At 71.4% G+C, this 25,568-nt stretch carries 29 protein-coding genes and 1 pseudogene; 19 read left to right on the top strand and 11 right to left on the bottom strand.

Translation table 11 applies throughout. The features are described 5' to 3' along the window. The first annotated feature begins 60 nt into the window (after positions 1 to 60). Genes Dsi01nite_RS25895 through Dsi01nite_RS25880 form a run of 4 tightly spaced genes read left to right on the top strand, consistent with a single transcriptional unit; the run spans position 61 to position 2,675 of the window. Positions 61 to 1,089: an aminoglycoside phosphotransferase family protein gene (locus Dsi01nite_RS25895; protein WP_203848853.1), complete on the top strand. Its 1,029-nt coding sequence runs from the start codon at positions 61 to 63 to the stop codon at positions 1,087 to 1,089. Positions 1,090 to 1,102: 13 nt separating this feature from the next. Next, entirely contained in the window at positions 1,103 to 1,516 is a 414-nt protein-coding gene (locus Dsi01nite_RS25890) for an NUDIX domain-containing protein (RefSeq protein WP_203848852.1), read from the top strand. A gap of 24 nt (positions 1,517 to 1,540) precedes the next feature. Further along, complete coding sequence (locus tag Dsi01nite_RS25885; protein WP_203848851.1) at positions 1,541 to 2,065, top strand: GNAT family N-acetyltransferase; 525 nt, start codon at positions 1,541 to 1,543, stop codon at positions 2,063 to 2,065. A 16-nt stretch (positions 2,066 to 2,081) separates the two neighbouring features. Then, positions 2,082 to 2,675 carry a transglutaminase-like domain-containing protein gene (locus tag Dsi01nite_RS25880; protein ID WP_203848850.1) on the top strand — a complete coding sequence of 198 codons (594 nt, stop codon included), beginning with the start codon at positions 2,082 to 2,084 and terminating at the stop codon, positions 2,673 to 2,675. A gap of 266 nt (positions 2,676 to 2,941) precedes the next feature. Here the strand turns inward: Dsi01nite_RS25880 and Dsi01nite_RS25875 are convergent, their stop codons facing one another. Continuing rightward, positions 2,942 to 3,694, bottom strand: coding sequence for a class I SAM-dependent methyltransferase (locus Dsi01nite_RS25875; protein ID WP_203848849.1), 753 nt, complete (start codon positions 3,692 to 3,694; stop codon positions 2,942 to 2,944). Between the two features lie 130 nt (positions 3,695 to 3,824). Here Dsi01nite_RS25875 and Dsi01nite_RS25870 point away from each other — a divergent pair, with 130 nt between their 5' ends. Then, positions 3,825 to 4,331 (top strand): hypothetical protein, encoded by a 507-nt coding sequence (locus Dsi01nite_RS25870; RefSeq protein ID WP_203848848.1) that lies wholly within the window; start codon positions 3,825 to 3,827, stop codon positions 4,329 to 4,331. A gap of 825 nt (positions 4,332 to 5,156) precedes the next feature. Here the strand turns inward: Dsi01nite_RS25870 and Dsi01nite_RS25865 are convergent. From Dsi01nite_RS25865 to Dsi01nite_RS25855, 3 genes are all read right to left on the bottom strand, one after another. Continuing rightward, positions 5,157 to 5,984 carry a class I SAM-dependent methyltransferase gene (locus tag Dsi01nite_RS25865; RefSeq protein WP_203848847.1) on the bottom strand — a complete coding sequence of 276 codons (828 nt, stop codon included), beginning with the start codon at positions 5,982 to 5,984 and terminating at the stop codon, positions 5,157 to 5,159. Positions 5,985 to 6,120: 136 nt separating this feature from the next. Beyond that, on the bottom strand, positions 6,121 to 6,867 hold the full coding sequence (locus Dsi01nite_RS25860) for an ABC transporter permease (RefSeq protein ID WP_203848846.1): 747 nt from the start codon (positions 6,865 to 6,867) through the stop codon (positions 6,121 to 6,123). A 14-nt stretch (positions 6,868 to 6,881) separates the two neighbouring features. Beyond that, positions 6,882 to 7,706, bottom strand: a complete 825-nt coding sequence (locus Dsi01nite_RS25855) for an ABC transporter ATP-binding protein (RefSeq protein WP_203848845.1) — start codon at positions 7,704 to 7,706, stop codon at positions 6,882 to 6,884. 50 nt (positions 7,707 to 7,756) lie between these two features. Between Dsi01nite_RS25855 and Dsi01nite_RS25850 the strand changes: the two genes are divergently transcribed. The 8 genes and pseudogenes from Dsi01nite_RS25850 (at position 7,757) to Dsi01nite_RS25815 (ending at position 14,562) form a co-directional block, all read left to right on the top strand. Next, positions 7,757 to 8,413 carry a TetR/AcrR family transcriptional regulator gene (locus Dsi01nite_RS25850; RefSeq protein WP_203848844.1) on the top strand — a complete coding sequence of 219 codons (657 nt, stop codon included), beginning with the start codon at positions 7,757 to 7,759 and terminating at the stop codon, positions 8,411 to 8,413. A gap of 317 nt (positions 8,414 to 8,730) precedes the next feature. After that, complete coding sequence (locus Dsi01nite_RS25845) at positions 8,731 to 10,050, top strand: hypothetical protein (RefSeq protein ID WP_203848843.1); 1,320 nt, start codon at positions 8,731 to 8,733, stop codon at positions 10,048 to 10,050. 261 nt (positions 10,051 to 10,311) lie between these two features. Next, positions 10,312 to 10,938: pseudogene (locus tag Dsi01nite_RS25840) on the top strand (class I SAM-dependent methyltransferase); the annotation flags it as partial. Positions 10,939 to 11,035: 97 nt separating this feature from the next. Next, on the top strand, positions 11,036 to 12,334 hold the full coding sequence (locus Dsi01nite_RS25835) for an aminotransferase class I/II-fold pyridoxal phosphate-dependent enzyme (RefSeq protein WP_203848841.1): 1,299 nt from the start codon (positions 11,036 to 11,038) through the stop codon (positions 12,332 to 12,334). Between the two features lie 42 nt (positions 12,335 to 12,376). Continuing rightward, positions 12,377 to 13,174 (top strand): class I SAM-dependent methyltransferase, encoded by a 798-nt coding sequence (locus Dsi01nite_RS25830; protein ID WP_203848840.1) that lies wholly within the window; start codon positions 12,377 to 12,379, stop codon positions 13,172 to 13,174. A 36-nt stretch (positions 13,175 to 13,210) separates the two neighbouring features. Continuing rightward, a complete protein-coding gene (locus Dsi01nite_RS25825) occupies positions 13,211 to 13,879 on the top strand; it encodes a Type 1 glutamine amidotransferase-like domain-containing protein (RefSeq protein WP_203848839.1) in 669 nt (222 codons plus the stop codon). A gap of 31 nt (positions 13,880 to 13,910) precedes the next feature. Further along, complete coding sequence (locus Dsi01nite_RS25820; protein ID WP_203848838.1) at positions 13,911 to 14,060, top strand: hypothetical protein; 150 nt, start codon at positions 13,911 to 13,913, stop codon at positions 14,058 to 14,060. Positions 14,061 to 14,133: 73 nt separating this feature from the next. Then, on the top strand, positions 14,134 to 14,562 hold the full coding sequence (locus tag Dsi01nite_RS25815) for a PPOX class F420-dependent oxidoreductase (RefSeq protein WP_203848837.1): 429 nt from the start codon (positions 14,134 to 14,136) through the stop codon (positions 14,560 to 14,562). Positions 14,563 to 14,584: 22 nt separating this feature from the next. Here the strand turns inward: Dsi01nite_RS25815 and Dsi01nite_RS25810 are convergent, their stop codons facing one another. Beyond that, the gene (locus tag Dsi01nite_RS25810; RefSeq protein ID WP_203848836.1) at positions 14,585 to 15,523 is read right to left on the bottom strand and encodes an NADP-dependent oxidoreductase; all 939 of its coding nucleotides are present in this window, start codon (positions 15,521 to 15,523) and stop codon (positions 14,585 to 14,587) included. 185 nt (positions 15,524 to 15,708) lie between these two features. Here Dsi01nite_RS25810 and Dsi01nite_RS25805 point away from each other — a divergent pair, with 185 nt between their 5' ends. The 6 genes from Dsi01nite_RS25805 (at position 15,709) to Dsi01nite_RS25780 (ending at position 20,144) form a co-directional block, all read left to right on the top strand. Further along, complete coding sequence (locus Dsi01nite_RS25805) at positions 15,709 to 15,873, top strand: hypothetical protein (RefSeq protein ID WP_203848835.1); 165 nt, start codon at positions 15,709 to 15,711, stop codon at positions 15,871 to 15,873. A gap of 112 nt (positions 15,874 to 15,985) precedes the next feature. Further along, positions 15,986 to 16,786, top strand: coding sequence for a 2-keto-4-pentenoate hydratase (locus Dsi01nite_RS25800; protein WP_203848834.1), 801 nt, complete (start codon positions 15,986 to 15,988; stop codon positions 16,784 to 16,786). After that, positions 16,783 to 17,718 carry an acetaldehyde dehydrogenase (acetylating) gene (locus tag Dsi01nite_RS25795; protein WP_203848833.1) on the top strand — a complete coding sequence of 312 codons (936 nt, stop codon included), beginning with the start codon at positions 16,783 to 16,785 and terminating at the stop codon, positions 17,716 to 17,718. The genes Dsi01nite_RS25800 and Dsi01nite_RS25795 overlap by 4 nt, the downstream gene beginning before the upstream one ends. Then, complete coding sequence (dmpG, locus tag Dsi01nite_RS25790; protein ID WP_203848832.1) at positions 17,715 to 18,746, top strand: 4-hydroxy-2-oxovalerate aldolase; 1,032 nt, start codon at positions 17,715 to 17,717, stop codon at positions 18,744 to 18,746. The genes Dsi01nite_RS25795 and dmpG overlap by 4 nt, the downstream gene beginning before the upstream one ends. Before the next feature lie 40 nt (positions 18,747 to 18,786). Then, on the top strand, positions 18,787 to 19,503 hold the full coding sequence (locus Dsi01nite_RS25785) for an IclR family transcriptional regulator (protein WP_203848831.1): 717 nt from the start codon (positions 18,787 to 18,789) through the stop codon (positions 19,501 to 19,503). Then, positions 19,500 to 20,144 (top strand): TetR/AcrR family transcriptional regulator, encoded by a 645-nt coding sequence (locus Dsi01nite_RS25780; protein ID WP_203848830.1) that lies wholly within the window; start codon positions 19,500 to 19,502, stop codon positions 20,142 to 20,144. Before Dsi01nite_RS25785 ends, Dsi01nite_RS25780 begins: the two co-directional genes overlap by 4 nt. A 7-nt stretch (positions 20,145 to 20,151) precedes the next feature. Here the strand turns inward: Dsi01nite_RS25780 and Dsi01nite_RS25775 are convergent, their stop codons facing one another. Genes Dsi01nite_RS25775 through Dsi01nite_RS25750 form a run of 6 tightly spaced genes read right to left on the bottom strand, consistent with a single transcriptional unit; the run spans position 20,152 to position 25,415 of the window. Next, positions 20,152 to 21,387, bottom strand: coding sequence for an NAD(P)/FAD-dependent oxidoreductase (locus Dsi01nite_RS25775; protein ID WP_203848829.1), 1,236 nt, complete (start codon positions 21,385 to 21,387; stop codon positions 20,152 to 20,154). Position 21,388: 1 nt separating this feature from the next. Next, positions 21,389 to 22,192: a 3-(cis-5,6-dihydroxycyclohexa-1,3-dien-1-yl)propanoate dehydrogenase gene (hcaB, locus tag Dsi01nite_RS25770; protein ID WP_203848828.1), complete on the bottom strand. Its 804-nt coding sequence runs from the start codon at positions 22,190 to 22,192 to the stop codon at positions 21,389 to 21,391. After that, on the bottom strand, positions 22,179 to 22,580 hold the full coding sequence (locus Dsi01nite_RS58415) for a non-heme iron oxygenase ferredoxin subunit (protein WP_275423416.1): 402 nt from the start codon (positions 22,578 to 22,580) through the stop codon (positions 22,179 to 22,181). Before Dsi01nite_RS58415 ends, hcaB begins: the two co-directional genes overlap by 14 nt. Then, positions 22,577 to 23,140 (bottom strand): aromatic-ring-hydroxylating dioxygenase subunit beta, encoded by a 564-nt coding sequence (locus Dsi01nite_RS25760; RefSeq protein WP_203848827.1) that lies wholly within the window; start codon positions 23,138 to 23,140, stop codon positions 22,577 to 22,579. Before Dsi01nite_RS25760 ends, Dsi01nite_RS58415 begins: the two co-directional genes overlap by 4 nt. Continuing rightward, positions 23,137 to 24,492: an aromatic ring-hydroxylating dioxygenase subunit alpha gene (locus tag Dsi01nite_RS25755; RefSeq protein WP_203848826.1), complete on the bottom strand. Its 1,356-nt coding sequence runs from the start codon at positions 24,490 to 24,492 to the stop codon at positions 23,137 to 23,139. The genes Dsi01nite_RS25760 and Dsi01nite_RS25755 overlap by 4 nt, the downstream gene beginning before the upstream one ends. Continuing rightward, on the bottom strand, positions 24,492 to 25,415 hold the full coding sequence (locus tag Dsi01nite_RS25750) for a VOC family protein (RefSeq protein WP_203848825.1): 924 nt from the start codon (positions 25,413 to 25,415) through the stop codon (positions 24,492 to 24,494). The genes Dsi01nite_RS25755 and Dsi01nite_RS25750 overlap by 1 nt, the downstream gene beginning before the upstream one ends. Positions 25,416 to 25,568: the final 153 nt, after the last annotated feature.

Below are 25,568 nucleotides of genomic sequence, written 5' to 3'. Positions count from 1 at the left end.
TCATGCCTGCCGCAGGTCACGCGGGCAATGGATACTCGCACCATGCCGCATGGTCATGATTTGTTGATCTCCGAGGCGATCCGCGCCGAATTGGGCGCCCCTGTCCTGGTGCGCCGGCTGGACAGCAGCCCGCGTTCCGACGTGAGTCTGGTGGAGTTCGACGGTGCGCCCGCGATCGTCAAACACATCACCGGCGGACCGGACGCGGCCGACCGGTTCCACAACGAGGTGACCGCCCTGCGGCTCGCCGGACAGGTGCGGCCCAGCCCCGTCGCCGCCCTCCTGGCGGCCGACCCCGCCGCCCGGGTGCTGGTGCTGGAACATCTCCAGCGCGGAAGCCCGGCCGAGGTGCGCTGGTCGGTCGAGTACGCCGTCGCACTGGCCCGGCTGCACAGCGCTCCCATCGCCGGGTTGCCGCCCTATCGCGGTGCGGCGCCGGACGACATCGACGCGTTCCTGAGCCTGGCCCAGCGGCTCGATGTCCCCGTCCCGGCGTCCGCCGCCGCCGAGCTCCGCGCCGTCCTGGCCCGCCTCGACGGTGATGCCGCCGGCTCGCTGCTGCACGGCGACCCGTGCCCGGACAACGCCGTGCTCACCGACGACGGGATCCGGTTCGTGGACCTGGAGGGGGCGCAGCGCGGGCCGGCCATGGTGGAGCTGGCATACCTGCGGATCGGCTTCCCCACCTGCTGGTGCGTCACCGCGCTGCCGCCCGCGCAGGTGACGGCGGCCGAGGCGGCGTATCACGACACCCGGCGGTCACTGGGTCACCCCGCGACGGGCGGCGACCTGACCGACGCCTGCGTCAGCTGGCTCATCCAGGGCGACGCCCTCGTCCAGCGGGCCGCCCGGCGCGGCATCGACCACTGGGCGGCGCTGACCCGCGGCGATTGGAAATGGGGCACCGCCACCGCCCGGGAGCGGCTGCTGCACCGCCTCGACGTCGTCGCGACCATGACCGCCGGCCACGCGCAGCTGTCCGGGGTCGCCGCGCTGACGGACGCCATGCGATCCTTGGTGCGGCAGCGCTGGCCCCGGCTCTCGACCCTGCCGATGGCGCGGAACAACCCCCTGACGTTGGGCGATTGAAGGGACAGATCCCGTGGACAGTGATGCCCGGGCCCAGGTCGTCGCGGCCTTCCTGCGCGACGGCAACCGGGTCCTGCTGTGCCACAGGTCCGCCACCCGGCGCTGGTGCCCCGACGTGTGGGACCTGCCGGGCGGGCACATCGACCCCGGCGAACGGGCCGGCGCGGCGCTGGTCCGCGAGGTGCGGGAGGAGCTGGGCATCGCCGTCGCCGAACCGTCCGGCCCGCCGTCGCACCACGTCAGCGGCGCCACGTACGACATGCGGGTCTGGCTGGTCGACAGTTGGGCCGGCACCCCGGTCAACGCCGCACCGGACGAGCACGACGACATCGCCTGGTTCGACGCCACCGAGCTGTCCGGGCTCCGCCTCGCGCACGACAGCTACCTCACGACGTTCACCTCGGTGCTCACCGGCCCGCCCTGGTGAGGTCCGGCGCATAGACTGTCGTCCATGGTGGACTGGGTGCGGCTCGAACTGGACGTGGAGCGGTTCGACGACGCGGAGTTCTCGCCCTACCTGCGGCGGGCCGAAGCGTCGGGCACCAGGTTCGCGACCCTGGCGGAGCTCGGTGACACGCCACCGCACCTGCGCGCGCTCTATGAACTCAACAAGACGTGCTCGGCGGACATCCCGGACCGCGGTTCCTTCTACAGCTACGACGAATACGTCGCCCAGCGCGTCGACGTGCCCTCGTTCAACCCTGGCGGCGTCGTCCTCGCGATCCGCGACGGCACCTGGATCGGGATGTCCGCGACCTCGCTCCATCCGGAGCAGGGATACGCGTTCTCCGAGATGACCGGCGTGCTCGCACCGCACCGTGGGCAAGGTCTGTCCCTGGCGTTGAAACTGCTCGCGATCCGCTTCGTCCGGGCATCCGGGTACCGGCGGCTGGTCGCGTTCCACCACCCACGCAACGCGTCAGCGATCGCGATGAACCGCCGGCTCGGCTTCACCGACCTGGCAGCCGACGACTGACCCGTATCCTCGGGCTGTGGCAGTCGAGGCATTCCTCTCCGCCGGTGACGTGGTGCAGGCCGATCACCCCGCGGTGCGCGCGGCCGCGGCCCGGCTCCGCGAGCGGCACGCCGGCGACGCCGGGTTCTCGCAGGCGGCGTACGAGTTCGTCCGTGACGAGGTGCGGCACTCGTTCGACGTCGACGACCCGCGGGTCACGGTCACCGCCGCCGAGGTGCTCGAACATCGGGTGGGGCTGTGCTACGCCAAGTCGCACCTGCTCGCGGCGTTGCTGAGGGCGGAAGGTGTGCCGGCCGGGCTCTGCTACCAGCGCCTCGCCACGACCGACGGCGGGTTCGTGCTGCACGGCCTCGTCGCGGTGCACCTCGACGGCCGATGGCACCGGCAGGACCCGCGCGGCAACAAGCCCGGCGTCGACGCCCGGTTCTCGCTCGACGGGCCGCGGCTCGCGTTCCAGATCGACCCCGCCGCCGGCGAGTGCGACTACGACGCCGTGTTCGTGACGCCGGATGCCGGTGTACTGGCAGCGCTGCGCGCCACGACCGACGTGCTGACGCTGCGCGCCGCCGGCCTGCCCGGCGAGCTCTCAGGCGAGACCGTTGGAAGCTGATCGCGTCCGCCACGCCCGACGACGAGGTCTTCGACGTCGCACCTGAGGCGGCGCTGACGTCCGTCGGGGGGCGGATCGCGCTGGTCGGCCACCGCCCACGTCGCGGCGAAGATCTTGTCGGTCCTGCGCCCCAGGAGCAGCCCACCGGCGCCCGTGGTCGCCGGGCTCATCACGCGTCCGACGACGTCGTCCAGGCACGGCTGGACCCGCAACGGCTGGGTTTCGTGGACGGGCCGATGGCCCTGCACCGAACACGACGCCCGCGATCAGTAGGCGGGTCGTCCCGCTTCGACCAGGGTCCGGCTGGAGTGGGCGACGAAGGCGCCGTGCTCGCGGATGTGGGCGTCGAGCCGTTCCAGGGGTTCGCGATACGCCTCGACGGTGAAGCCGGGCACCCACCAGACGCACTTGCGCAGGATGTAGACGACCGCGCCGATGTCGAAGAACTCCATCCGGCAGCGCACGGTGCGCAGGTCGACGACCTCCAGCCCGGCCGCCCGCGCCGCCGTCGCCTCGTGTCCGGGGTCGCGTGCGGTCCGCTCCAGCGGGCCGAGGAACCATTCGATGAGCTCGAACGCCGACCCCGGCCCGACGTGCTGGGCGAAGTACGTGCCACCGCCGGCCAGCACCCGGGCGATCTCCAGCCAGTCGGGAGCCACCGGATGGCGGCTGCTCACCAGTTCGAAGCCGGCGTCGGGAAACGGCAACGGCTTGCCCTGCTCGACGTGGACGACCTCGACGCCGCGGGACGCCAACCGGCGGCGGGCGAGTTCGACGTTCGGCGGCCAGCCCTCGGTGACGACCATCCTCGCCGGCAGCCGCGCCGCCTCCCCGATGATCTCGCCGCCCCCGGTGTCGATGTCCAGGGCCGAACCGACCCGCGCCAGCCTCGCCGCGAGCTGCCGCGCGTATCCCCACGGCGGCCGCTCCTCGGTGGCCCGGCCGTCGAGCCAGTCGAAGCTCCACCCGGACACGTCCACCGCGGTGGCTTCCTCGACGAGGTCATTGAACGTTCGCACCTCAACATCCTCCCTTCACCGTCAATCGGATTTGGCGCTTCGCCGCCGTCGGCGGTCGGGGTGCTCCCGACGGACCTGCCGCCCGGATGATGCTAGATGAGTCTGCCGGCGCCTGTGACACTGTTTGCGGATGGAAGGATCAGTTTCGTCCATCGATCAGGTTCCGTTGAGTGACGTGCTTCCGGTCGCCTTTGCCGCAGTCGAAGACGATCTGCGGCGACTGGCTCGCGATCTGCAAGCCCGCCAGGCGGCTGCCGGCCGCGTCACATGGCACTGGTTCCTGGAACCTACCGAAGCTCCGCGGACGCTGTCCGAGCGCGAGGCTCTGCCGATCGTCAGCGGAAGCATCATGCTGTACAACTCTGGCGTGGACTGGCTCGAACTGGATCTCGACATCGCCGGGGAGCCGGAGCTCACCGTGACGGCGTCGGTCCACGTTGCGTGCTGGTGCACCGAAAACCACAACGCGCACTACGTCCTTGAGGCGTGCTGGCCGGTGGCGAGCGCTCACGACCTGATCGAAGGGTTCGCTGCCGGGACCGCGATACTCACGGAAGTTCTCAACGCAGGGCCATTCGACCCGAGCACCTGGCGGATACACGCCGGCCTGCCGGACGCACCCAAAGCGACACCATGAGCGATGTCCGCTCATCGGCTCTCCGGACGCGGGACTCGGTGTACGGCCAGATGCGGGCTGGACGATTGCGGAACTCGCAGCGATGGAGGGGTGTCGGCCTTCAGACGCTTGAGCGGCTCGTCAGCCCCGGGCGAGGCGCCGGCTTCGCCGCCGGGGAGTCGGGGGCGCGCGGCAGTGGCATGATGTACCGACATAGTTGACGCTGGAAGTGTTCATGCCTCGCCGTTCAGCGAGTCAGATCAGGATGCTGTCGTCCTGCGGCCGCCGCTGGTATCCGGTCCCCAGATCACGCGTGCCGTTGCCCGCCAACCTGTCAACATCGACCGAGCACCAGATACGCGACTTCGAGCATCGTCACGGCCTCGGCTCCGACCAGGTCGCACGAGCGTTGCTTCGGTGGACCGGCTGGGCCCGATGCCCGCGGCCAGAACGATGGCGTTACGGATGGCAGTTCAGCCCACCCTTTGCCGACGATCGCGCGTTGCTGGAGGCTCTACTCGCCGAACTCCGTCGACCAGCACGCCGACAACTCTGGCCGATCGTGGCGACGCTGGACGCGCGCTACCGCGCAGTGACGGTCCACGATCCCTTCACGCCCGCCTACCTGCCATGGTGGCGCCGCCGGACAGAACTTTGACTCCGGTCTCCGGCCGTCGATCCCATCCTCACATCGGCACGATCGGAAGCACGACCTCCCCGGGAGCATCCCTCACCCCCGGTGCCGAGCACCTGCCCGGTGCAGAGCGCCCGCAGCGGCATGTCCGGATGCCAAGAGCAGTGCGGCAGGGTGTGCGGCGCAAGGGTGCCCTGGGCGGCGGTCGCGGTTCAGACTTTGCGGGCGCGCATCACGAAGACGCTGGGCATGAAGTGGCGAATAGGGTTGCCGTCCGCCTCGGTCCGCCGATCTTCATAGAACCCATCGATGGTGAAGCCGGCGGCAATGACGCCGCCTATCTGGGTTTCCATCGTATGGCTGAAGTGGAACGTTCCGTTTTCCTGCCGCCGCCGTTGGCGTGCCTCGGGGCTGAGGCTGTCGATCTCGCTGTGCGGCAGCGGGTTCTTGACGACGAAGACACCGTGGTCATCCAGCGCCTCGCTGTCGAACACGAACTCGTCCGGGTTGAGAAAGCCGCTGATCAGGGCGCCGCCGTCGACCAGGACGCGATGGCACTCCGCCCAGACCGGGGTGAGGTCGGGCACGAACAGCGTTGAGACGGGGTTGATCAGCAGATCGAAGCCCTGATCGGGAAGGGCGCTCAGATCTGCCATGTCGGCCTGCATGGTGGTGATCTCAAGACCGTCACGGTCGGCGACGAACCGGTCCTGGTCGAGTTGGCGGGAGGACAGGTCGACAACGGTGACGGCGGCGCCGGCAGCGGCCAGGATCGGCGCCTGTTGCCCGCCACCCGAAGCCAGGCAGAGCACCCGAGCCCCGGCGAGTGGTTCAAGCCAGTGTCTCGGCACTGGCCGCTGCTCGCTGACGGTCAGTGACCAGTCGCCTCGTCGAGCCGCGGCCACGCGCGCGGAGGAGACGATGTGGGTGTACGGGTTGTCGCCACGGTCGACGGCATGGTCCCACGCCTGCTGGTTGAGGTCCTGGACGCGGTCTTGGGCTGTCAACAGTCTCTCCTTCGCAGCGATGACGTCGGTCAAGGCTGGCACGGTGGGTGGCCGGCCACACCCGAATTCCACGTGTACCAGAGGCAGCCGGTTCAGCATCGACCATGGCCGAGCGGGCACGGCGCGCTGAGGGCTACCGGCCCGCCTCGCCTCTGGCTCGACGGAGACATCAGAGCGTTGTCGAGCGGCCCCAACCGGTGGCGAGACGGCGGTAGGCGAACGCGGCGGCTATCGCGCCGACGCCGAGCAGCACGGCGGCCCGCCACAGTGTGCCGCTTGTGTCGCCGCGCATGGCGTGTTGCAGCATGGACAGCGACCAGTATCCGGGCGAGGCGGGCGCAAGCGTCTGTAGCCAGGACGGGAACATGGTGACCGGGATGAAGGCGCCCCCGAGCGTGGTGAGGGTCAGCGCGCCTACGTCGCAGGCCGCGCTCAGCTCGCCGTGACTGCGTACCACGGCGGCCAGGGCGGTGCCGATGGCCAGGAGTGCGGCGCCCCACACGAGGATGCCGAGCAGCAGTAGGCCGTAGGCGCGGCCGTCGTGTGGGTGAGCGCCGATGATGGTCACGCCGTATGCCAGCAGGATGCTCTGTTGCAGCAGGAGCAGCCCGTATGCGGGAAGCGTCTTGCCGACGAGCAGTTCGGGGATGCTGGCGCGGGTGCAACGCAACCTGTCCCAGGTGTGCCACGAGCGTTCGGCGAGGGTGGAGTTGCCCACGATGGAGAGGGCGAGCGCGGAGAAGATGACCAGCGTGCCGGTGGCGATGTGGGTGGTGCCGCCGGTGACGGCGCGCTCGAAGAGCGGCTTCAGTGCCAGCATGAGCACCATCGGCATGACGAGGTAGCTGAGGAACTGGCCGGGGTCGCGTAGCCGTAGGACGGTGTTGTGCCGGGCCAGGGCGGCGATCCGCGACATGGAATCGATCATTGTCAGCCTGCCAGTGATCGGTAGAGGTCGTCGAGGGACGGTTTGCGGATGTCGATCTCGACGATCGGCCCAGAGGTGTTCTGCAGCAGGGTGGTCAGTGTGCGCGCCGGGTCGGTGGTGTGCACGCGGAGGTCGTCGGTGCCGGCGGTGCGTAGCAGCACCTCGCTGGGCAGGCCGTCGAGCAGTTGGGTGGTGGTGCCGCGGGCGATGATGCGGCCGTGCCGCGCGACGGCGACGGTCGCTTGCAGGTCGGCGAGTTCGGGAAGGTAGTGGGTGGCGTAGACGATCGCGGTGCCGCCCGCGGCGCGGTGGCGGAGGGCGGCCAGCAGCGACTCGCGGGTCTGCGGGTCGGCGCCGGCGGTTGGTTCGTCCATGAGGAGCAGTGGAGGGTGGGGCAGTAGCGCGGTGGCGGCCTGGACGCGGCGTTGCTGGCCGCCGGAGAGCAGCCCGACCCGTCGGTCGAGGAAGTCGGTGAGCAGCAGCGCGTCGATGACCTCGTCGGTGGCGGTGGTGAGCGCACGCCCGCGCAGGCCGGCCAGGCGGCCGTAGAGCCGCAGATGTTCGCCGGCTGTAGCGCCGGGGTAGAGGGCGATGTGCTGCGGTGCCACGCCGATGTCGCCGCGCGCCGCGGCGAGGGGGCGGCCGTTGAAGGTCACCGTGCCGCTGTCGGGTCTCACCAGGCCGCACAGCACGTCAACGAAGGTGGACTTGCCCGCGCCGTTGTGGCCGACCAGGCCGGTGATCTCGCCGGGTGCCACGTCGAGGTTGAAACCGTTGAGTGCCAGCACCGCGCCGTAGCGCTTGGTCAGGCCGTCCGCGTGGAGCACGACCACCTCCGGTATACGTCGTAGACTGGTCTACACCGTATACTGGGGTGATGCGAAAGCTCAAGGAGTCACGCCGTCCCGAAATCATCGACGCGGCGCTGGCGGTCGCGGCCGATCGAGGGCTTGACGCCTTGTCGATGCGCGCGGTGGCTCAGCGGGTCGGTGTCACCCCGATGGCGCTCTACGGCTATTTCCGCACGAAAGACGAGCTGCTCGAGGCCGTGGTCGGCCGCCTGCTCGAGGAGATTCCGCCGGCGCCACCGGGCTTGGGCTGGCGTGAAATGCTCCAGCATCTGGCGTACGGGCTGCGTTCGGTCGCAGGCCGATACCCGGCCGTGCTGCCGGTGCTGCTGACGCGGCCCGCGGTCAGCCCCGGCGCCATCCGCGTCGTCGACGTGGTCTACCGGGCATTGCTTGATGCCGGAGTGCCACACGGTCAGGTGGCGCGGCTGGAACGCATGTTCAGCACATTAGCGATCGGTCACATCTTGTCGGAAATGAGTGGCCGGTTCGGCGCGGGGACGCTCGATCCGCCCGCCCGCCGCGCCCAGCTGTCACCCGAGTCGCTTCCCGGCCACCATACCCTCGGCGCCCACCTCGACCAGCCCGTTGACTGGGACGACGAGTTCACGGCCAATCTGCGCGACATGTGCGACCTTGCGGCCGCCCTTGCCGCCGCCGACACCAACCCGCAGGCAACACATTGACATCCGCTCCCGAGGCCATGTACACAGCATCGCCGCTCAGCATCAGGCCGGTAGCGAGCCGGCCGAGCCACACCGCCACTCGACGCCGAGCGCAATAGCCACCAGGTGGGGAGCGCACCGCCGAGCACGAGCGCCGGACGGCCCGCGGACACCCTCGAACCGCTCGTCCAGCATCCAGAACAGGGTGGTCGTCGCGGTGAACCCGGCGAGCTGCGTGCCGTGTCCAGCCTAACAGCGCTCGCCGTTCCGGGTCACTCGGGCGAAAGACCGTTTCCCCTGGCCCGGAACCGTCCGTAAGGTCGGCGACCGTCATCACAGTGACGAAGGAGGATGCCCTGCCGATCGACAATGCTCACCAGACCCGCGCCCGGGTGCGCGGCCTCGGACGCAACCCCGCGCTGCCCGACAGGCTCGTGCCGCGAATCCTGGCCCACCCCGCCGCATCCGCCACCGACGTCATCCATCGGCGTGAGTGGTCCGACGAGCTGTTCGACATCATCGCCGCCCACCCGGACGGCCGCCTCCGCGCGATGCTCGCCCAAGCCGCTCAGGTCACCGCGGAGCAGCGGGTCAGGATGGTCGACGATCCGGACCTCCAGGTCGTGTTCGCTCTGCTCGAAGGTCCGTACACCAGGCGACCGCAACCGCTGCCGGTGTGGGCGTATCACAAGCTCGCCGAACATCCCGGACTGAAGCGGATGCTGCGTTTCCTGCATCCGCCGGAGTTGTCATCCGCCGCCGTGGCGGCCTTCACCGACGCGCAGGACGAGGAGATCGCCGCCTGGGCCCGAACCAGCGATGAGCCGGAGCCGATGACCGCCGAGCGGGCAAGGGCGATCGCCGCGGCCGATTCGGTCTGGGAGAAGGCGAACATCGCACTCGAGCCGGTGCTGCCCGCCGACGTGGTCGCGGCCTTGTGCGCGGATCCCGATCCGAAGGTCCGCACGTACGTCTCGATGCGCCCCGAACTGAGCGAGCAGCAACGCACCGCGATCGGCTACCAGGTGTCCACGAACGACCGCCTGCCCCGGCTCGCCTGGGTCCTCGAAGCCGGCGGGGAACAGCTGCAACGCTGCGTGTCCTCGGCGCACCCGGGACTACGCCGCAGCGCCGCCCGCAACAAGAGGCTGACCGCGGACCAGATCGCGAAGCTCGCCGCCGACGACGACTTCCCGGTTCGGTTGCTGCTCTGCGAGAACCAGGAGGCCGTGCCGACAGACCTCGTCGTACGCACGTACCTGGAGGCCCGGGTCATCACCCGCAGCCAACTGCTGGCACATCCTTCGATCGTCGGCGGGGACCTGACCCGTTATGCCGACTCGCCGCACTGGGGTGCGCGCGCCCTCGTCGTCCTCGACCGCCATGCGCCGGCCGAGCTGATCGACCGCCTCAGCCGGGACGAACACCCCGGCGTGCGGAGTTGGGTCGCTCACGACGCACGGCTGTCCCAGGAACGGCTGCTGGAGCTGTTCGAAGACCCGGAGACCACCGAGGCCGCCGCCGCCAACCCGAACCTGCCCGTTGAGGTCATGGAGGCGATCCTCGAGGCGCCGATCGACACCGGCAACCCGCCTGAGAATCCCACCCTCGTGCTGGGACACACCATGCCGTCACACGAACCGATCACCGAGATCTGACCGCGGTGCGGCACGTTGCGGTCCGTTCGACGGTCCCGCGGCGTAGTGGTCGAACACATGGCTCCGCGCACGCTCGGCGTGGTGGCTCCGGCTGGTCTTGGCGCGCCGGCGCCGACCATCGTCGGCACAGGGTGAGTAACGAAGTATTTCGCATCTGCGTGCCTGGAAGCTGTCAGCGCCCCCGGAGGCCGGCACACGCTCAGCGGCCCGGGCCTCCGGGGGCGCTGACACATCGACGCGCGGCCGCATTCCCGGCCGATAATGGTCGGCATGACGGTTCGGTACGACGATGTCCTCGGTCCGCTGCAGGCGGCGTACGACGCGCGGGCGGCCTGGCGCGACGGGCTCGGCAAGGAGCCGTGGAAGCTCGAGGAGCGGCAGGCGTTCCGGGACCGGCTGGCGCCGGGCACGCGACTGTTGGAGATCGGCGCCGGCACCGGTCAGGACAGCGTCTACTTCCGGGACGAGGGTTTCGCCGTCGTGGCGGCCGACCTCTCCCCGGCGATGGTCGAGCGCTGCCGGGCCAAGGGTCTCGAGGCGCACGTCATGGACTTCCTGCGGCTGGACGTGCCGGCCGGCTCGTTCGACGCGGTGTACACGATGAACTGTCTGCTGCACGTACCGAACCATGACCTGCCCACGGTCCTCGCCGCCATCCGGACCGTCCTGTGCCCCGGCGGGTTGTTCTTCCTCGGGGTCTACGGCGGCACCGACAGCGCGGAGGGGGCCATCGACACCGACGAGTACATGCCGCCACGGTTCTTCTCGTGGCGCACCGACGAACAGTTGCTCGGCTTCGCCACCGCCTGGTTCGACGTGGTGGACTTCCACGTCGTCGGTGAGGGCCGGGGTCACCGGTTCCAGTCCCTGACGCTGCGGCGCCCGGACCTCGTGGGCAGTGGCTCGGATCACGCCGCCGGGGACTCAGAGCGGCCCCGGGGCTACCGATGGACCCCGCTGTACACACCACTGGAAGGGGTCGCACGTGGCGAAGGCCGACGACATGCTGCAGACGTTTGACGAGCTCATCTCCGACGGGGTGCGGCGCGGGCTGGTGCACAACACCGCCGAGGACGACCGCCTCGACGGCCGGATGATCACGCTGGGCGGCGCGCCCACGGTGAACTTCGGCTCGTGCAGCTATCTCGGCCTGGAGACCCACCCGGCGCTGAAGGCCGCGGTGGTCGACGCGGTGGAGCGCTTCGGCACCCAGTTCTCCTCGTCCCGGGCGTACCTGTCAGCACCGACCTATCCGGTGGCCGAGGAGGCGCTCAGCGACCTGCTCGGCCGGCCCACGCTGCTCACCCCGAGCACCACCATGGGACACCTGGCCACGATGCCGACGCTGATCAGCGGCGACGACGTGCTGCTGCTGGACTACCAGGTGCACAACAGCGTCCAGACCGCCGCCAAGCTCGCGCAGGCGCAGGGCACCCGGGTCGAGCTCATCCCGCACAGCGACCTGCGCACCCTGCGGCGGCGCATCGGTGAGCTGCGGCACACGCACCGGCGCATCTGGTACGCCGTGGACGGCCTCTACAGCATGTACGCCGACTTCGCGCCGTTCGAGGCGCTCAACGAACTGATGGCCGAGCAGGAGCAACTCTGGCTCTACGTCGACGACGCGCACTCGTTCTCGTGGACCGGCTGGCACGGGCGCGGGCGGGCCCTGGAGGCGCTCAGCCCGCTCGCCCTGTCGCGCAGTGTCGTGGCCGGGTCGCTGAACAAGTCCTTCGCCGCCGCCGGCGGTGCGTTGAGCTTCCCCGACGCGGAGTCCCGCCGGCGCGTGTTCACCCTCGGCGGTCCGCTCATCTTCTCCGGCCCGGTGCAGCCGCCGATGGTCGGCGCCGTCCTCGCCTCCGTCGAGCTGCACCGCACCGCCGAGGTGGCCCAGCGGCAGGAGCGGCTCCTGCACCTCATCCGCCACTTCAACCACCTCGCCGCGGAGCACGGACTGCCACTGGTGAGCCGCAGCGAGGCACCCATCCGCTGCATCGGCGCCGGCCAGCCCGGGGTCGCGTACAACCTCACCGCCCGGCTACGCGCGGCCGGTTACTTCACCGACGTTGCCAGCGCTCCCGCGGTGCCCGCGAAGCGTTCCGGCGTGCGGATCACGATCACCGCCCACCACACCGAGGACGACATCGCCGGGCTCGTCGACACCCTCGCCGACGCACTGCCGCGGGCGCTCGCCGAGGAGGGCGAGAACGTCACGAACCTGCGCCGGGCGTTCCACCGCCAGCTGTCCCCCATGTACGCCGTCCCGGCACTGAACGCCGCCTGACCCGGGTTGCGGGGCGGGCCCGGGGTTGGTGATGCTGTCCCGATGCCCGCCCACCAACGCGCCTGGCGCTGGGATCCGTCGCTGTACGCCGGAGCCGCCGCGTACTACACCGCCGGCCGGATGGCCTACCCACCCGAGCTCGCCGAAGCCCTGGTCACCGAGCTCGGCCTGGACGGCACGGGCACGCTGCTCGACGTCGGCTGCGGGCCGGGCTCGCTGACGCTGCTCCTCGCGGCGCGGTTCGCCCACGCGATCGGTGTCGACGCCGACCAGGGGATGCTCGACGAGGGCGCCAGGCAGGCGGCCGCGCGGCACGTGGGCAACGTCTCCTGGCGGTGCCTGCGGGCCGAAGACCTACCGGCCGACCTGCCGCCCGTCGACGTCATCACGCTCGCGCAGTCGTTCCACTGGATGAACCGGCCACGGGTCGCCGCCGCGGCGCGCCGCGTCCTGCACCCCGGCGGCGCTCTGGTGCACGTCGGCGCGACGACCCACCGGGGCGACGGCACCGGCGGGCAGAACCCGCCCTGGGACGCGATCACGGCGCTGGTCGAGACGCACCTGGGCGCCAAGCGGCCGGTCCCCGGCGACTCCCCCGGTCACGAGGAGGAGATCTACCGGGAGGCAGGATTCGACGGCCCCCACACCATCGAGCTTCCGGGCCACACGGTGCGCCGGTCGGCGGCCGACATCGTCGCCGCCGTCTACTCCCTGTCGAGCTCCACTCCGCACCTGTTCGGCGACCGGCTACCCGCGTTCGACCGGGACCTCCGCGCGCTGCTGGGCGGCGCCGGCTTCACCGAACGCACGCGACCGATCGTCCTGCAGATCTGGCGCTGAGCCACCGGCTACGGTGGACCGGGGGGTGTGCGAAGCATGCGGATGCTGCTGACGTCGAGCGGTTTGACCAACGACACGTTGCTGGACGCGCTCCGGGGCCTGCTGGGCAAGCCGTTCAGCGAGGCGGACGTCGTGTGCGTGCCGACCGCGTCGGTGGCCGAGTCCGGCGACCACGGCTGGCTCATTCAGCGGCTGCATCGGATGTACGGGCTGGGCTGGCGCACGTTCAACGTCCTGGAGCTCAACGGCCTGCCGCGGCAGACGGTGCTGGACCGGCTGCTGCGCGCCGACGTCATCTACGTCGAGGGCGGCAACCACTACCACCTGGCCCGCAGCATCACCGGCGCAGGCCTGACCGACGACGTCCTGGAGGCGCTGCGCAGCCGGGTCTACGTGGGCGTGAGCGCCGGCTCGATGATCTTCAGCCGGCACCTCGACGAGCACTCCGGCGAGGTCATCGGCGACCTCGCGGACCTGCACGCCCTCGGCGCGACCACGCTCACGCCGCCGTTCGGCCTCTTCGACTGGTACCTGAAGCCGCACCTGGACTCGCCCGACTTCCCGGAACGCGACGACGCCTGGGCCGACCGCATCGCCGCGCGCGCCGACTTCCCGATCTACTTCATCGACGACGACACGGCCATCCGGGTCGTCGACGACACCGTGGACGTGGTCACCGAAGGCCGCTGGCGCCAACACCCGTAAACCGACGGCGCCGGTAACCCTGACCTTCGTCGTGGTCGGGCTGCTGGTCGACGCGGTCATCGGGGTGACGGCCGGCCGGCTCGGCCGCTGGCTGCGGCGGCGGGCCAGCGCCCAGACGATCCTCAACCGGATCGCCGGGACGGTCTTCATCGCGCTCGCGGTCCAGCTGGCCGCGACCTGAGCGCAGGTGAATTGGCCCGGCGCTTGCGAACTTCGGCCCGAGCGCCCGCACCGGCCGTGGTTACGGTGGGCGTATGACACAGCGTCTGCCACAGCAGTTGCGGGACCTGATCGAGTCCGGGCCGTTGGTGCATCTGAGCACCATCAACGCCGACGGGAGCCCGCAGGTGACCGTCGTGTGGGTCGGACTGGACGGTGACGAGCTCGTCAGCGGGCACATGTCGCGGTACGTGAAGCTGCGCAACATCGAGCGGGACCCGCGCGTGGTGCTGTCCTTCGCCGCCCCCCGGGTGCCCGGCGTGTTCCTCAACGAGTACGCCGCGCTGCGGGCGCGCGCCGTCGTCGAGCCGAGCGACGACGCCTGGGATCTGCTCAACCGGCTGACGAAGGTGTACATGTCGCCGGACACCGAGTTTCCCGCGCCGAAGGGGCCGGGGTTCATCGTGCGGTACACCGTCGAGCGCATCGGTGGCGTCGGCCCGTGGGTGCCGCCCGCGCGATGAGGCCTCAGCGGCGGTGTCGCCGTCAGGGGATGAGGGCGACCTTGCCGCCCGGGTGGGTGCCACGGACCAGCTCGATCGCCGCGAGGGCCTCGTCGAGCGGGAAGGTCCGGGCGACCGGGACGACGAGCCGGCCGTCGGCGGCCAGGTCGAGCAGCCGGGCGCGGACGGCGTCCCGGAACGCGGCGCTCGCCGGTTGCGCGCCGCCGATCGCGGTGACGCCGGCCGCCCGCGAGCGGTCCGACACGACGATCGTCACGGCGCGGCCGGCGTCGGCGAGCAGTTCGCCGGCGGAGTCGATGGCCTCGTCGGTCCCGACGGTGTCGATGACCGCGGCGACGCCCTCCGGCGCGGCCGCCCGCACCCGGTCCATGAGCCCCGGCCCGTAGGCGATCGGCTCCGCGCCGAAGCCGCGCACCAGGTCGAAGTTGCGTTCGCTCGCGGTGCCGACGACCCTGGCGCAGATGAGCCGCGCCTGTTGCAGCACGCTGACGCCGACCGCGCCGGACGCGCCGTGCACGAGGATCGTCTCGCCCGCCGCGACCCGCGTGACGTGCAGCGCCTCCGCGGCGGTCGCCCCGGCGAGCAACAGGTTGGCGGCGGCCGGATAGTCCAGCGCGGCCGGCTTGGCGAAGACGTCCTTCGCCGGCACGGTGACCTGCGAGGCGTAGCCGCCGCTGATCCGGAACGCCACGACCGGGTCGCCGGACGCGCCGCCGCCGGAGGCGATCTCGGTGCCCGGCCCGACGGCGCTGAGCACGCCGGCGACCTCGTAGCCGATCAGCAGCGGCAGCGGCCGGTCGGGGCCGCGCCCGGCGGCGAGATGCTTGTAGTCGGCCGGGTTCACGCCGGCGGCCCGCACGTCGATCGTGACCTCACCCTCAGCGGGTGGCGGGACCTCCGTCTCCACCAGGGTGAGCACTTCGGGTCCGCCGAACGTCGGTGCGATCCACCGCACTGCCATGGTCGGTTCCTCTCGTTGGGTCGGTCATGCGTGACGGTGGGCGGTCGAGGCCGAGGTCGGTGCAGCCGACCGACGTTTCGGGCTGCCACGGGAACGCGACGTTAAACCCGGCGACGTCGAAGGCTTGCCTCGTGCGGAGGTGGCCCCGGTGAAGTTCATGCTCCCGCCGCACCGGCACGTCGGCCATGAGATCTTCCCACGTCCACATCCACGTCCAGGTCGACCGGGTCGTGCTCGGCCGGGCGGCCTCCACCGGGTCACTGGAGCTGTTCTTCGCCGAGATCGCCCCGGTCATCCGCCGCGAGCTGACCAGCCGCCCGCTGGAGCGGTCCGTGCCCGCCGCCGGGTAGCGGCGTCCGATCGCCGGAAACCGTGCCGTCCACCGGAACGCCCCGCCTGCTGCGGCGGTGCCCGCGCCGACACTCGGAAGGGTCCGAGCCCAGCGATCACGACGGGACCTCCATGACCGAGTCAGCACATGCGGTGGCCGAGGCGGCCGTGCGCCTCACCGACGCCTGGATCCGGCGGCGTACCGTGCCGCCGGTCCGCCATCTCTTCGCCGCGGCCGACGTCGCGGGCGCCTACGCGGTGCAGCAGGTGCTCACCGGGTGGCGGATCGTGGACGGGGGCCGGGTCACCGGCCGCAAGGTCGGTCTGACGTCGGCGGCGGTGCAGCGGCAACTCGGGGTGGACCAGCCCGACTTCGGGGTGTTGTTCGAGGACATGGCGGTGGCCGACGGCGGCACGGTCGCGATGGGCCGGCTGCTGCAACCGCGGGTCGAGGCCGAGGTCGCCTTCGTGCTGGCCGAGGACCTGGACGGCGACGGACTCACCACCACCCGGTGCGCCGGCGCCGTCGCGTACGCGGTGGCCGCGCTGGAGATCGTGGACAGCAGGATCGCCGGTTGGGACATCGGGATCGTCGACACCGTCGCCGACAACGCCTCCAGCGGCCTCTACGTGCTCGGCGGCCACCGGCTCGCCCTGACCGGCTTCGCGCCGAAGGAGGTCGGCATGACCATGACCGTCGGCGGGCGCGTGGTGTCCACCGGCAGTGGGGCCGCCTGCCTGGGCGACCCGCTGGAGGCGCTGGCCTGGCTGGCGCGCACCGCCCGGGATCTGGGCGACCCGCTGCGCGCCGGCCAGGTGGTGCTCTCCGGGGCGCTGGGGCCGATGCACACCGTCGCGCCGGGGGACGACGTCCGGGCCGAGATCGGCCCGCTCGGCACGGTCTCCGTGCGATTCGTCGAGGGGGAAGCATGAGCCGCACCAAGGTGGCGGTGATCGGCTCCGGCAACATCGGCACCGATCTGATGATCAAGATTCTGCGGTTGTCGCCGGCGCTCCAGCTGGCCGCGATGGTCGGCGTCGACCCAGCCTCGGACGGGCTGGCCCGGGCCGCGCGGCTCGGCGTCGCCACGACCTCCGACGGGGTGCGGGGGCTGATCGCGATGGCGGACTTCGCCGACATCCAGGTCGTCTTCGACGCGACGTCGGCGAAGGCACACGTCGCCAACGCCGCCGCGCTGGCGCCCTACGGCAAGCGCATGATCGACCTGACACCGGCCGCGATCGGCCCGTACGTCGTGCCGTCGGTCAATCTCGAGCAGCACCTCGACGCCACGAACGTCAACATGGTCACCTGCGGAGGCCAGGCGACGATCCCGGTCGTCGCGGCGGTCTCGCGGGTCACCGCGGTGCCGTACGCGGAGATCGTGGCCTCGATCGCGTCGCGGTCGGCCGGTCCCGGAACGAGGGCCAACATCGACGAGTTCACCGAGACCACGGCCGCCGCCATCGAGGCCGTCGGCGGGGCCGGCCGCGGCAAGGCGATCATCGTCCTGAACCCGGCCGAGCCGCCGCTCATCATGCGTGACACGGTGCACTGCCTGATCGGCGACGCCGACCGGGACGCCGTGCGCGCCTCGGTGGCGGACATGGTCGCCGCGGTCGGCGCGTATGTCCCCGGCTACCGGCTCAAGCAGCAGGTGCAGTTCACGGACCTGCCCGCCGACGCCCCGGTGCACACCCTGCTGCCCGACGGAGCCGGGCCGGTGACCACGCAGGTCACCGCGTTCCTCGAGGTCGAGGGTGCGGCGCACTACCTGCCGGCCTACGCCGGGAACCTCGACATCATGACCTCGGCCGCCCTGCGGGTCGCCGAGCGCCTCGCCGACCGGAAGGCCGTCCGATGACCGCGATCTACGTCCAGGACGTCACCCTGCGCGACGGCATGCACGCCCTGCGGCACCGCATCTCCCTGGCGGACATCCAGCGCGTCGTCACGGCGCTGGACCGGGCGGGCGTCGACGCGATCGAGGTGGCGCACGGCGACGGCCTCGCCGGGGGCAGCCTCACCTACGGGCCGGGCAGCCACACCGACTGGCAGTGGCTGGAGGTCGCCGCCGGCACCGTTACCAGGGCCCGGCTGACCACGCTGCTGCTGCCCGGGATCGGCACCATCGCGGACCTGCGGCGGGCGCACGCCCTCGGCGTCACCTCGGTGCGGATCGCCACCCACTGCACCGAGGCCGACGTCGCCGCGCAGCACATCGCCACCGCGCGCGAACTCGGCATGGACGTCTCGGGGTTCCTCATGATGAGCCACCTGGCCGCCCCGGCGGCCCTCGCCGAACAGGCCCGGCTGATGGAGTCCTACGGCGCCCACTGCGTCTACGTGACCGACTCCGGCGGTCACCTGACCATGGCGGACGTCGCCGCGCGGGTCCGGGCGTACCGCGACGTGCTGGACGACACGACCCAGATCGGCATCCACGCCCATGAGAACCTCTCGCTGTCCGTGGCCAACAGCGTCGTGGCGGTCGAGGAGGGCGTCACCCGTGTCGACGCCTCGCTCGCCGGGCTCGGCGCCGGCGCCGGCAACTGCCCGATCGAGCCGCTCATCGCGGTGGCCGACCGGCAGGGCTGGCGGCACGGCTGTGACCTGTTCGCGCTGCAGGACGCGGCCGACGACATCGTCCGGCCGTTGATGGACCGTCCGATCCGGGTCGACCGGGAGACGCTCACGCTCGGCAGTGCCGGGGTGTACTCCAGCTTCCTGCGCCACGCCGAGGCCGCCGCGGCGACCTACGGTCTCGACACCCGCGACATCCTCACCCAGGTCGGCGCGCGTCAGCTGGTCGGCGGGCAGGAGGACATGATCGTCGACATCGCCCTGGACCTCCGGGCGGCCCTCTTGGCAGGAGGCGAAACACGGACGTAACATCCTCACTAGAACGACGTTCTAGTGAGGGAGGACAGATATGGCGACCCACGCATCCTCGACGGACGGCGCCGCGCCGTCCGTGCTGTGGAAGGCGTTCGACGTCCTCGCCGCCTTCAACCAGGGCCATCGGATCCTGACGCTCAGTGACATCGCGCGGCGCAGCGGCCTGCCGAAGTCGACGGTCCACCGCCTGCTCGGCATGCTCCTGGACGTCGGGGCCGTCGAGCGGGTCGGCACCGGGTACAAGATCGGGCTCAGGATGTTCACCATGGGCGCCCTGTCACTGGACGTCAGGCTGCGCGAGACCGCGCTGCCCTACCTCGAGCGGCTGCGCCGCGTGACCGGCCAGACCGTGCACCTCGCGATGCTGCACGGCGCCGACGTCATCTACCTGGAGAAGCTGACCAGCCCGCAGTCGCCCAACACCCCGGCGCTCATCGGCGGCCGGCTGCCCGCCGGCCGCACCGGCGTCGGCAAGGCGATGCTCGCCTTCGGCGACCGCCTCAGCACCGAGTTGGCCACGGAGCACCTGCAGGAGGTCCGCCGACGGGGCGTCGCAACCGATCGGGAGGAGGCGGCGCCCGGCCTGGCCTGCGTCGCGGTCCCGGTCCTCAACAACGGCAGGGCGGTCGCCGCCGTCTCCGTGGCGTTCGCCGCCGCCAACGGCAGCGGCGACCTGTTCGTCAACCCGCTCCGCGAGACCGTCACCGGGCTGAGCCGCGTGATGGCGACCTCGCCCGACCTCGCCGCATGAGCCCGACGGCGCGACCCGCCCAGGCGGCCCCGGCGGCGGCCCCGGACGAGCAGGTCCGGCACTCCCGCGACGTCATCCTGGACGTCGCCGAACGGCTCATGACCGGCCAGGGCTACGACAAAACCTCGATCGCCGCCATCCGCCGGGAGTCCGGGCTGCCGGTGGGATCGATCTACCACCATTTCACCGGCAAGGCCGGCATCCTCGCCGCGGTCATGGAGCGCTGGTCGGCCCGATTCTTCGCGGACATCCCCGGCTACACCGCCGGCACCGGCGACCCGGACGCCCGGTTCCGGGCCTACTGGTCCGGTGCGATCGCGGCGATCATCAAGGAGCACGCGGCGTTCCTGCTCGACGCCGATCTCATGCGGCTCAGCCACAGCGACCCCGAGCTGCGCAAGGTGATGGCGCAGCTGCGCACGACCACGCAGCGGGAGCTGGAGCCGACGTTCCTGGCGTTCGCCCGGGATCACGGCGCCGCCGACGCCGCCGGGCTGGCCCGGCGGCTCGCCGTCCTGACCGAGGCCGCGACCCGGGGGCTGATCCTGACCTGCGGTCCGGACCTCGACGCGCTGCGCCGGTCGATGGACGACCTCTTCCAGGCCGTCCGGGCCTCCGTGATCGCGGCCGCGCGGGACTGAACCGCGGTCAGGCGGCCGCGGTGCCGGCCCGGACCAGCGATCTGAGGTCCACGGACGGATCCGCGAGTGCGGCGGGGTCGACCGGGATGCGGCGTTCGATCAGCGGTTTCGCCGCCCGCAGCTGCCTGGCCGCGTCCAGACCGGCGGCGGCGACCAGGCACCCGTCGCGGACCCAGAAGCCCAGGAAGTGTTCCGGGCCCGCGTCCGGCCGCAGCACCATCCGGTCGCCCGGCCGGGCCCGGCCGAACATCTGCAGCCGCCGGTCGTACTGATCCGACCAGAAGTAGGGTGCCTCCGCGCTGACGGTGTGGACGCCGGCCATGCTGGCACCCACGGCCCTGCCGTGCCGCGACGCCACGTCCCAGTGCTCGATGCGCTGGACCCGGCCCGTATACGGGCTGAAGTAGGCGGCGACGTCCCCGGCCGCCCAGACCCAGGGCACGCTCGTGCGGCCGTGCCCGTCCACCCGGATCCCGTCGCCGGTGTCGGCGCCGGCCCGGCGGGCCAGTGCGTCGTTGGGCACGACCCCGCAGCCGACGAGGACCGTGGCCGCCGGCAGCCGGGTGCCGTCGTCCAGCTCCACCTGCTCGACCGCGCCAGCACCGTGCAGGGCGGTCGCGTGCCGACCGGTGTGGAACCGCACGCCGTGCGCAACGTGCTGCTGGACGACGAGCCGGGCGAGTTCGGGGCCGAGCGCGGCGCCGAGCGGCAGCGCCGTCGCTTCGACCACGGTGACCGGCAGGCCGCGCCGGCGGGCGACCGCCGCGGCCTCCAGGCCGATGAAACCCCCGCCGAGCAGGACGACCGGCCCGGCGGCAGCCAGCCGGGCCGCCCACGCCCGGGCGTCGTCGATGTCGCGCAGGACCAGGACGTTGTCCAGGCCGCGGCCGGGGATGTCCAGCCGCCGCGGCGACACCCCGGTCGCCAGCAGGACCGCGTCGGCGGCGATGCGGTCACCGTCGTCGAGGGTCACGGTGCGCGTGCCGGTGTCCAGGTCGCGCACGGCGACGCCCAGCCGCAGCTCGATCCCCTGCTCCCGGTAGGCCGACGACGGCATGATCGGCCGCGGCGCGGGGTGCCCGCCGGACGGTTTCGACAGCGGCGGCCGCTCGTAGGGCAGGTCGGTGCCCGCGTCCACGAGCGTGACGCGGCCGGTGAAGCCGTGCTCGCGCAGGCCGAAGGCGGCGGCGACGCCCGCCGCGCTGCCGCCGACGACGACGTGGTGCGGCGGTGCCGGTGCCACGTCAGGCTCCCGGGGTCGCGGGACGGGCCGGGGTCCCGAAGCCGCTGGCGTCGATGACGGCACCGGTGATGGTCGAGGACTGCGCCTTCGCGGCGAGCAGCACGTACGCGCCCACGTAGTCCTCGGCGCCGGGCGCGATGTGCAGCGCCGACGCCTGCCGCATCACGTCGTTGATCGGGAACGCCTGCCCGATGCGGGTCGTCGCCAGGCCCAGCGACTCCGGCCCGCGCAGGTCGGTGTCCATGCCCCCGGGCGCGACCGCGTTGACCCGCACCTCGGGTGCCAGCTCGTAGGCCAGCTGGCGGACCAGGCCGACGCCGGCGTGCTTGGAGGCGACGTAGAGCGGGCCACCGCCGGCCGGGAAGAACGCGGCGTTGGACAGCGTCAGGACCACCGAGCCGCCGGACTCGCGCAGTGCCGGCGCCGCCGCCTTCGCACCCAGCAGATAGCCCTTCACGTTGACCCCGAACAGTTCGTCGAACCCCTGGTCCAGCCGATCGGCCGGGGTGTCCAGCAACGATCCGTTGAAGTCCCAGAGGCCGGCGTTGCCGATGAAGGTGTCCAGCCGGCCGAACGCCTCGACGGCCGTCTCCACCGCGTGCTGGTTGTCGTGCGGGCTGCGCACGTCACCGGCGACCACCTCGACCGCGGCGGCGTGCTCGGCCTTGACCGCCGTGAGCTTCTCCGCCGACCGGTCGAAGGCCAGCACCCGGGCGCCCTCGGCGACGAACCGGTCCACGATGGCCCGGCCGAGCCCGGAACCCGCTCCCGTGACGAGCACCGCCTGCCCCTCAAGCCAGCCCATCGCTGTTCTCCTTCATCAGATCCGACTTCACCAGGTACGACACCGGAAGCGCCACGTACACGTCGCCGCCGACGGTCGCCACCGGGTGGGTGGCGACCGCACGGGTGGCCGGCGGCGAGACCGGCGCTCCGGTCTTCAGATTGAACTTGGCCAGGTGCAGGGTGCACTCCACGACGCATCCCTCGACCCAGCCCTCGGCGAGGGAGTAGTCCTCGTGGGTGCAGGTGTCGTCGATGCAGAGGACCTCGCCGTCGCAGTTGAACACCGAGGTCCTGGGGACGGTGCCGAGCACCAGCCCCTCGTCCTGCGGAATCCGGTCGAGCGGGCCGGCACGGTGCCAGGTGCGGCCCTTCACCGGCTCGATCCCGGGCCCGGGCAGCGCGCTCACAACAGGATGCTGATACTGGGCGCGAGCAGGGTCGTCTGCTCCAGAACGATCTTGCGGGCGGCGATCTCGAAGGGGTAGCCGGTGGCGGCGGGGCCGGCCGGTCGCAGGACGTCGAACCGCTCACCGACGAACCAGTCCTGGTGTCGTTCCAGCCGGCTCCGGTACACGTAGAAGTTCGAGGTGACGTCCAGCGCCCCGTCGTCGCGCGGGCTCACCCGCACGTTGGTGATCAGGCGGCGGGTCCGGGACGGCGGCTCCTCCGACCAGGAGATCCCCGAGGTGAGCCGGCGGACCCGCCCCTTGAGGTAGTACAGGGTGTCGTCGATGAAGGCGCTCTCGTCCTCGGCGGCGACCTCCCTGGCCCGCTCCCGGTGCGTCCGGGTGGTCCGGGTCGGCGCCCAGTAGTGCACGTCCTCGGCGAACAGCTCGACCCACTCGAGGTAGCGGTGCTCGTCGAGCAGTTGCGCCTCGGCGTACAGGAACTGCTCGACGGTGTGCTGCGTCTGCACGTCGACCTGGCGGAAGACCGTCCCGGTGGCGGCGTTGACGGTGGCGGTCATGCTCCCTGCACCTCTCTCGGGGCCGGCTCGTTCGCGCGCCGAGCGGCGTCGAGCACCGTGATGCCGGCCCAGGACAGCCCGGACATCAGGTCGCTCCACCGCTGGTAGAAGCCGCGGGCCGCGGTCTCGCTGAAGACGTCGTTGGACAGGCCGGGCAGGCCGTGGGCGTCGCGCTGCTCATGCCCGAGACCCATCTGCGCGTTGAACGGCTGCTGCCGGGCCTTCCAGCCCTTGAGCACCTGCTGGATCTCCGTCCAGTTCTCACCGTCGTCGGTCTCGAACGCACCGGCCGGGCTGAACGTGCGCTGGACCCCCCGCCGCAGGTCCGCCTTGATGTGCGCGGGCGCGTCCTTCGGCAGGTAGGTCCACGCCCAGACCTCGATCTGACCGGGCCCGCGCGGGTGCCAGACGCGCATCGTCGAGTTCTGCCCCAGCCACGAGAAGTTCGGGAAGATCGTGTTGTGGGCGAACACCTTGTGCGCCCGCTCGGCGCCGATGTTGCGGAACACCTCGTCCTGGTTGGCGACCAGCCAGTCCACGTAGTCCTGCCCGGCGCCCGCGTCGGGCATCGCGAGCGACGGCAGCCAGAAGCTGCCGGACCCGTGCCCGTTGCCGGCGAACTGACGGCCCGGGGCCTCGTCGGGCGGGCTCATCGACCAGAGCTCGGGGTTGTCGGTGAGCGCCATCATGGCGGAGGCGTGCGACACCGGCGCGTGGTACATGTCGCTGGCGAACTGTTCGGAAGCGAACTTCCAGTTGCAGTCGATCACCCACTTCGACGTGCCGGGAACGAGCTCGAGCCCGTTGTCCCAGCGGCCGACGACCGCGTCGAAGTAGTACGCCATGTCGCCGAGGTACTCCTCGAACTCCGGCACCTCTTCCGACCAGGTCCCGAAGTAGAAGCCCTTGTGGTCTGCGATCCGCGGCACCCTCAGGGCGCCCCACCGGCCCTTGTCGAGCTCGTTGCGGTAGCCGCGCTCCTCCTTCGGCACGTTGATCAGGTTGCCCTCGAGGTCGTACGCCCAGCCGTGGTAGCTGCACGTGAACGTCTTGCTGGTGCCCTGGTCGCTGCGGCAGATCCGCATGCCGCGGTGGCGGCACTGGTTGAGGAACGCCTTGACCGAGCCGTCCCGCTGGCGCACCACGAGGACCGGGTCCTCACCCATGTAGGTCTGCAGGAAGCTGCCCGGCTTCGGCAGCTGCGACTCGTGCGCCAGGAAGAGCCAGCTCCGACCGAACACCTGCTCGAGCTCCCGCTCGTAGACGGCGGGATCTGTGTAGATCGCGGGGTTGAGGTAACCGGTGGTGGCGTCGAAGAGCTCGTCTCCGGTGCCGTGCGCGCCGCCCGACATCAGCCCTCACCTCCGGCACCGGCCGCCGCCGCCACGCCCGCGCCCGGCGGGGGCGGCGGAGGTGCCGTGAAGTGGTGGCCCCAGACGCTCGGCGAGTCGTAGTGCCCGACCTTCCAGGTCGCGTCGTCCTCGACCAGCTTGCCGTTCCAGCCGTACTCCACCGCGAAACCCGACGGCGTGAGCACGTAAAACGACGTCATCCGGTCGTTGGTGTGCTCGCCGAGCGACATCTGCACCTGATGGTCGCGCTCGACGAGGTCGAGGGCCCGGCCGACCGCCTCGAGGGAGTCGACCTCCACCATCAGGTGCCCGATGCCGGGCGGCGGGCCGGGGATCGCCGCGAACGCGACCGTGTGGTGGCGCGGGTTGCAGCGCAGGAAGATGCCGTTCTCCGGGCCGAACGCGATGGTGTCGGAGATCCGGAAGCCGAGCACCGAGGTGTAGAAGCCGGCGGCCTTCTGCCCGTCGCCGGTGAACAGGAAGACGTGGCCGAGGCCGAGGTCGCCGCAGACGAAGCGGATGCCCCGCGGGGACACGAACGGAGCGTTGCTGGACTCCTGGCCGACGTGCGCCTCGATCACGTTGCCGTCCAGGTCGGCGAAGCGGACCAGGCGGCGGACCCGGCGCAACTGCGCGAGCCGCGGATCCTCCTCGACCGGGACCGCGGCCGCCGTCAGCTCGGCGACGAGCGCGTTCAGGGCCGCGTCGTCGGCCACCTCGAACCCCAGCGCCACCAGGGCGTCCGGCCCGGGCGGCCCGTCCTGGACGACGATCCTGAACGCCCGGTCGTCGGTGCGGAACATCGCCGTGGCCGCGTCGGGCCCGTCGATCAGCTGAGCGCCCAGCACCTGCGTGCCGAAGCGCTTCCACTCCTCCAACGGCCCGCGTACCACCAGATAACCCAAGGCTGCGATTTTGCTCATCGGTTCTCCTGCACTCGGTCGGGGTGCTCCCCCGGCTGACCGAGTCTGTGCCGCAGGTCACGCCGCCGGCCGGGCCTCGTTCCGGCCGTCGGAACGCTTTTCTCGCCGCCTCGGCAGGGCCGGCGGCACCCGTTCCGGCGGCTGGAACACCCC

The organism is Dactylosporangium siamense (genome assembly GCF_016862795.1).
In the GTDB taxonomy this organism is placed as follows: domain Bacteria; phylum Actinomycetota; class Actinomycetes; order Mycobacteriales; family Micromonosporaceae; genus Dactylosporangium; species Dactylosporangium siamense.
This window is presented reverse-complemented; position numbering and strand designations above follow the sequence as displayed.

Excerpts from the sequence above, each read along its gene's own strand:
- dmpG (WP_203848832.1), top strand. The coding sequence starts at position 17,715 with ATGACCGCGATCTACGTCCAGGACGTCACCCTGCGCGACGGCATGCAC.
- Dsi01nite_RS25810 (WP_203848836.1), bottom strand. The coding sequence starts at position 15,523 with ATGGCAGTGCGGTGGATCGCACCGACGTTCGGCGGACCCGAAGTGCTC.
- Dsi01nite_RS25815 (WP_203848837.1), top strand. The coding sequence starts at position 14,134 with ATGACACAGCGTCTGCCACAGCAGTTGCGGGACCTGATCGAGTCCGGG.
- Dsi01nite_RS25830 (WP_203848840.1), top strand. The coding sequence starts at position 12,377 with ATGCCCGCCCACCAACGCGCCTGGCGCTGGGATCCGTCGCTGTACGCC.
- Dsi01nite_RS25805 (WP_203848835.1), top strand. The coding sequence starts at position 15,709 with ATGAGATCTTCCCACGTCCACATCCACGTCCAGGTCGACCGGGTCGTG.
- Dsi01nite_RS25850 (WP_203848844.1), top strand. The coding sequence starts at position 7,757 with ATGCGAAAGCTCAAGGAGTCACGCCGTCCCGAAATCATCGACGCGGCG.
- Dsi01nite_RS25795 (WP_203848833.1), top strand. The coding sequence starts at position 16,783 with ATGAGCCGCACCAAGGTGGCGGTGATCGGCTCCGGCAACATCGGCACC.
- Dsi01nite_RS25755 (WP_203848826.1), bottom strand. The coding sequence starts at position 24,492 with ATGTCGGGCGGCGCGCACGGCACCGGAGACGAGCTCTTCGACGCCACC.
- Dsi01nite_RS25800 (WP_203848834.1), top strand. The coding sequence starts at position 15,986 with ATGACCGAGTCAGCACATGCGGTGGCCGAGGCGGCCGTGCGCCTCACC.
- Dsi01nite_RS25825 (WP_203848839.1), top strand. The coding sequence starts at position 13,211 with ATGCGGATGCTGCTGACGTCGAGCGGTTTGACCAACGACACGTTGCTG.
- Dsi01nite_RS25760 (WP_203848827.1), bottom strand. The coding sequence starts at position 23,140 with ATGACCGCCACCGTCAACGCCGCCACCGGGACGGTCTTCCGCCAGGTC.
- Dsi01nite_RS25785 (WP_203848831.1), top strand. The coding sequence starts at position 18,787 with ATGGCGACCCACGCATCCTCGACGGACGGCGCCGCGCCGTCCGTGCTG.
- Dsi01nite_RS25870 (WP_203848848.1), top strand. The coding sequence starts at position 3,825 with ATGGAAGGATCAGTTTCGTCCATCGATCAGGTTCCGTTGAGTGACGTG.
- Dsi01nite_RS25750 (WP_203848825.1), bottom strand. The coding sequence starts at position 25,415 with ATGAGCAAAATCGCAGCCTTGGGTTATCTGGTGGTACGCGGGCCGTTG.
- Dsi01nite_RS25860 (WP_203848846.1), bottom strand. The coding sequence starts at position 6,867 with ATGTCGCGGATCGCCGCCCTGGCCCGGCACAACACCGTCCTACGGCTA.
- Dsi01nite_RS25885 (WP_203848851.1), top strand. The coding sequence starts at position 1,541 with ATGGTGGACTGGGTGCGGCTCGAACTGGACGTGGAGCGGTTCGACGAC.
- hcaB (WP_203848828.1), bottom strand. The coding sequence starts at position 22,192 with ATGGGCTGGCTTGAGGGGCAGGCGGTGCTCGTCACGGGAGCGGGTTCC.
- Dsi01nite_RS25780 (WP_203848830.1), top strand. The coding sequence starts at position 19,500 with ATGAGCCCGACGGCGCGACCCGCCCAGGCGGCCCCGGCGGCGGCCCCG.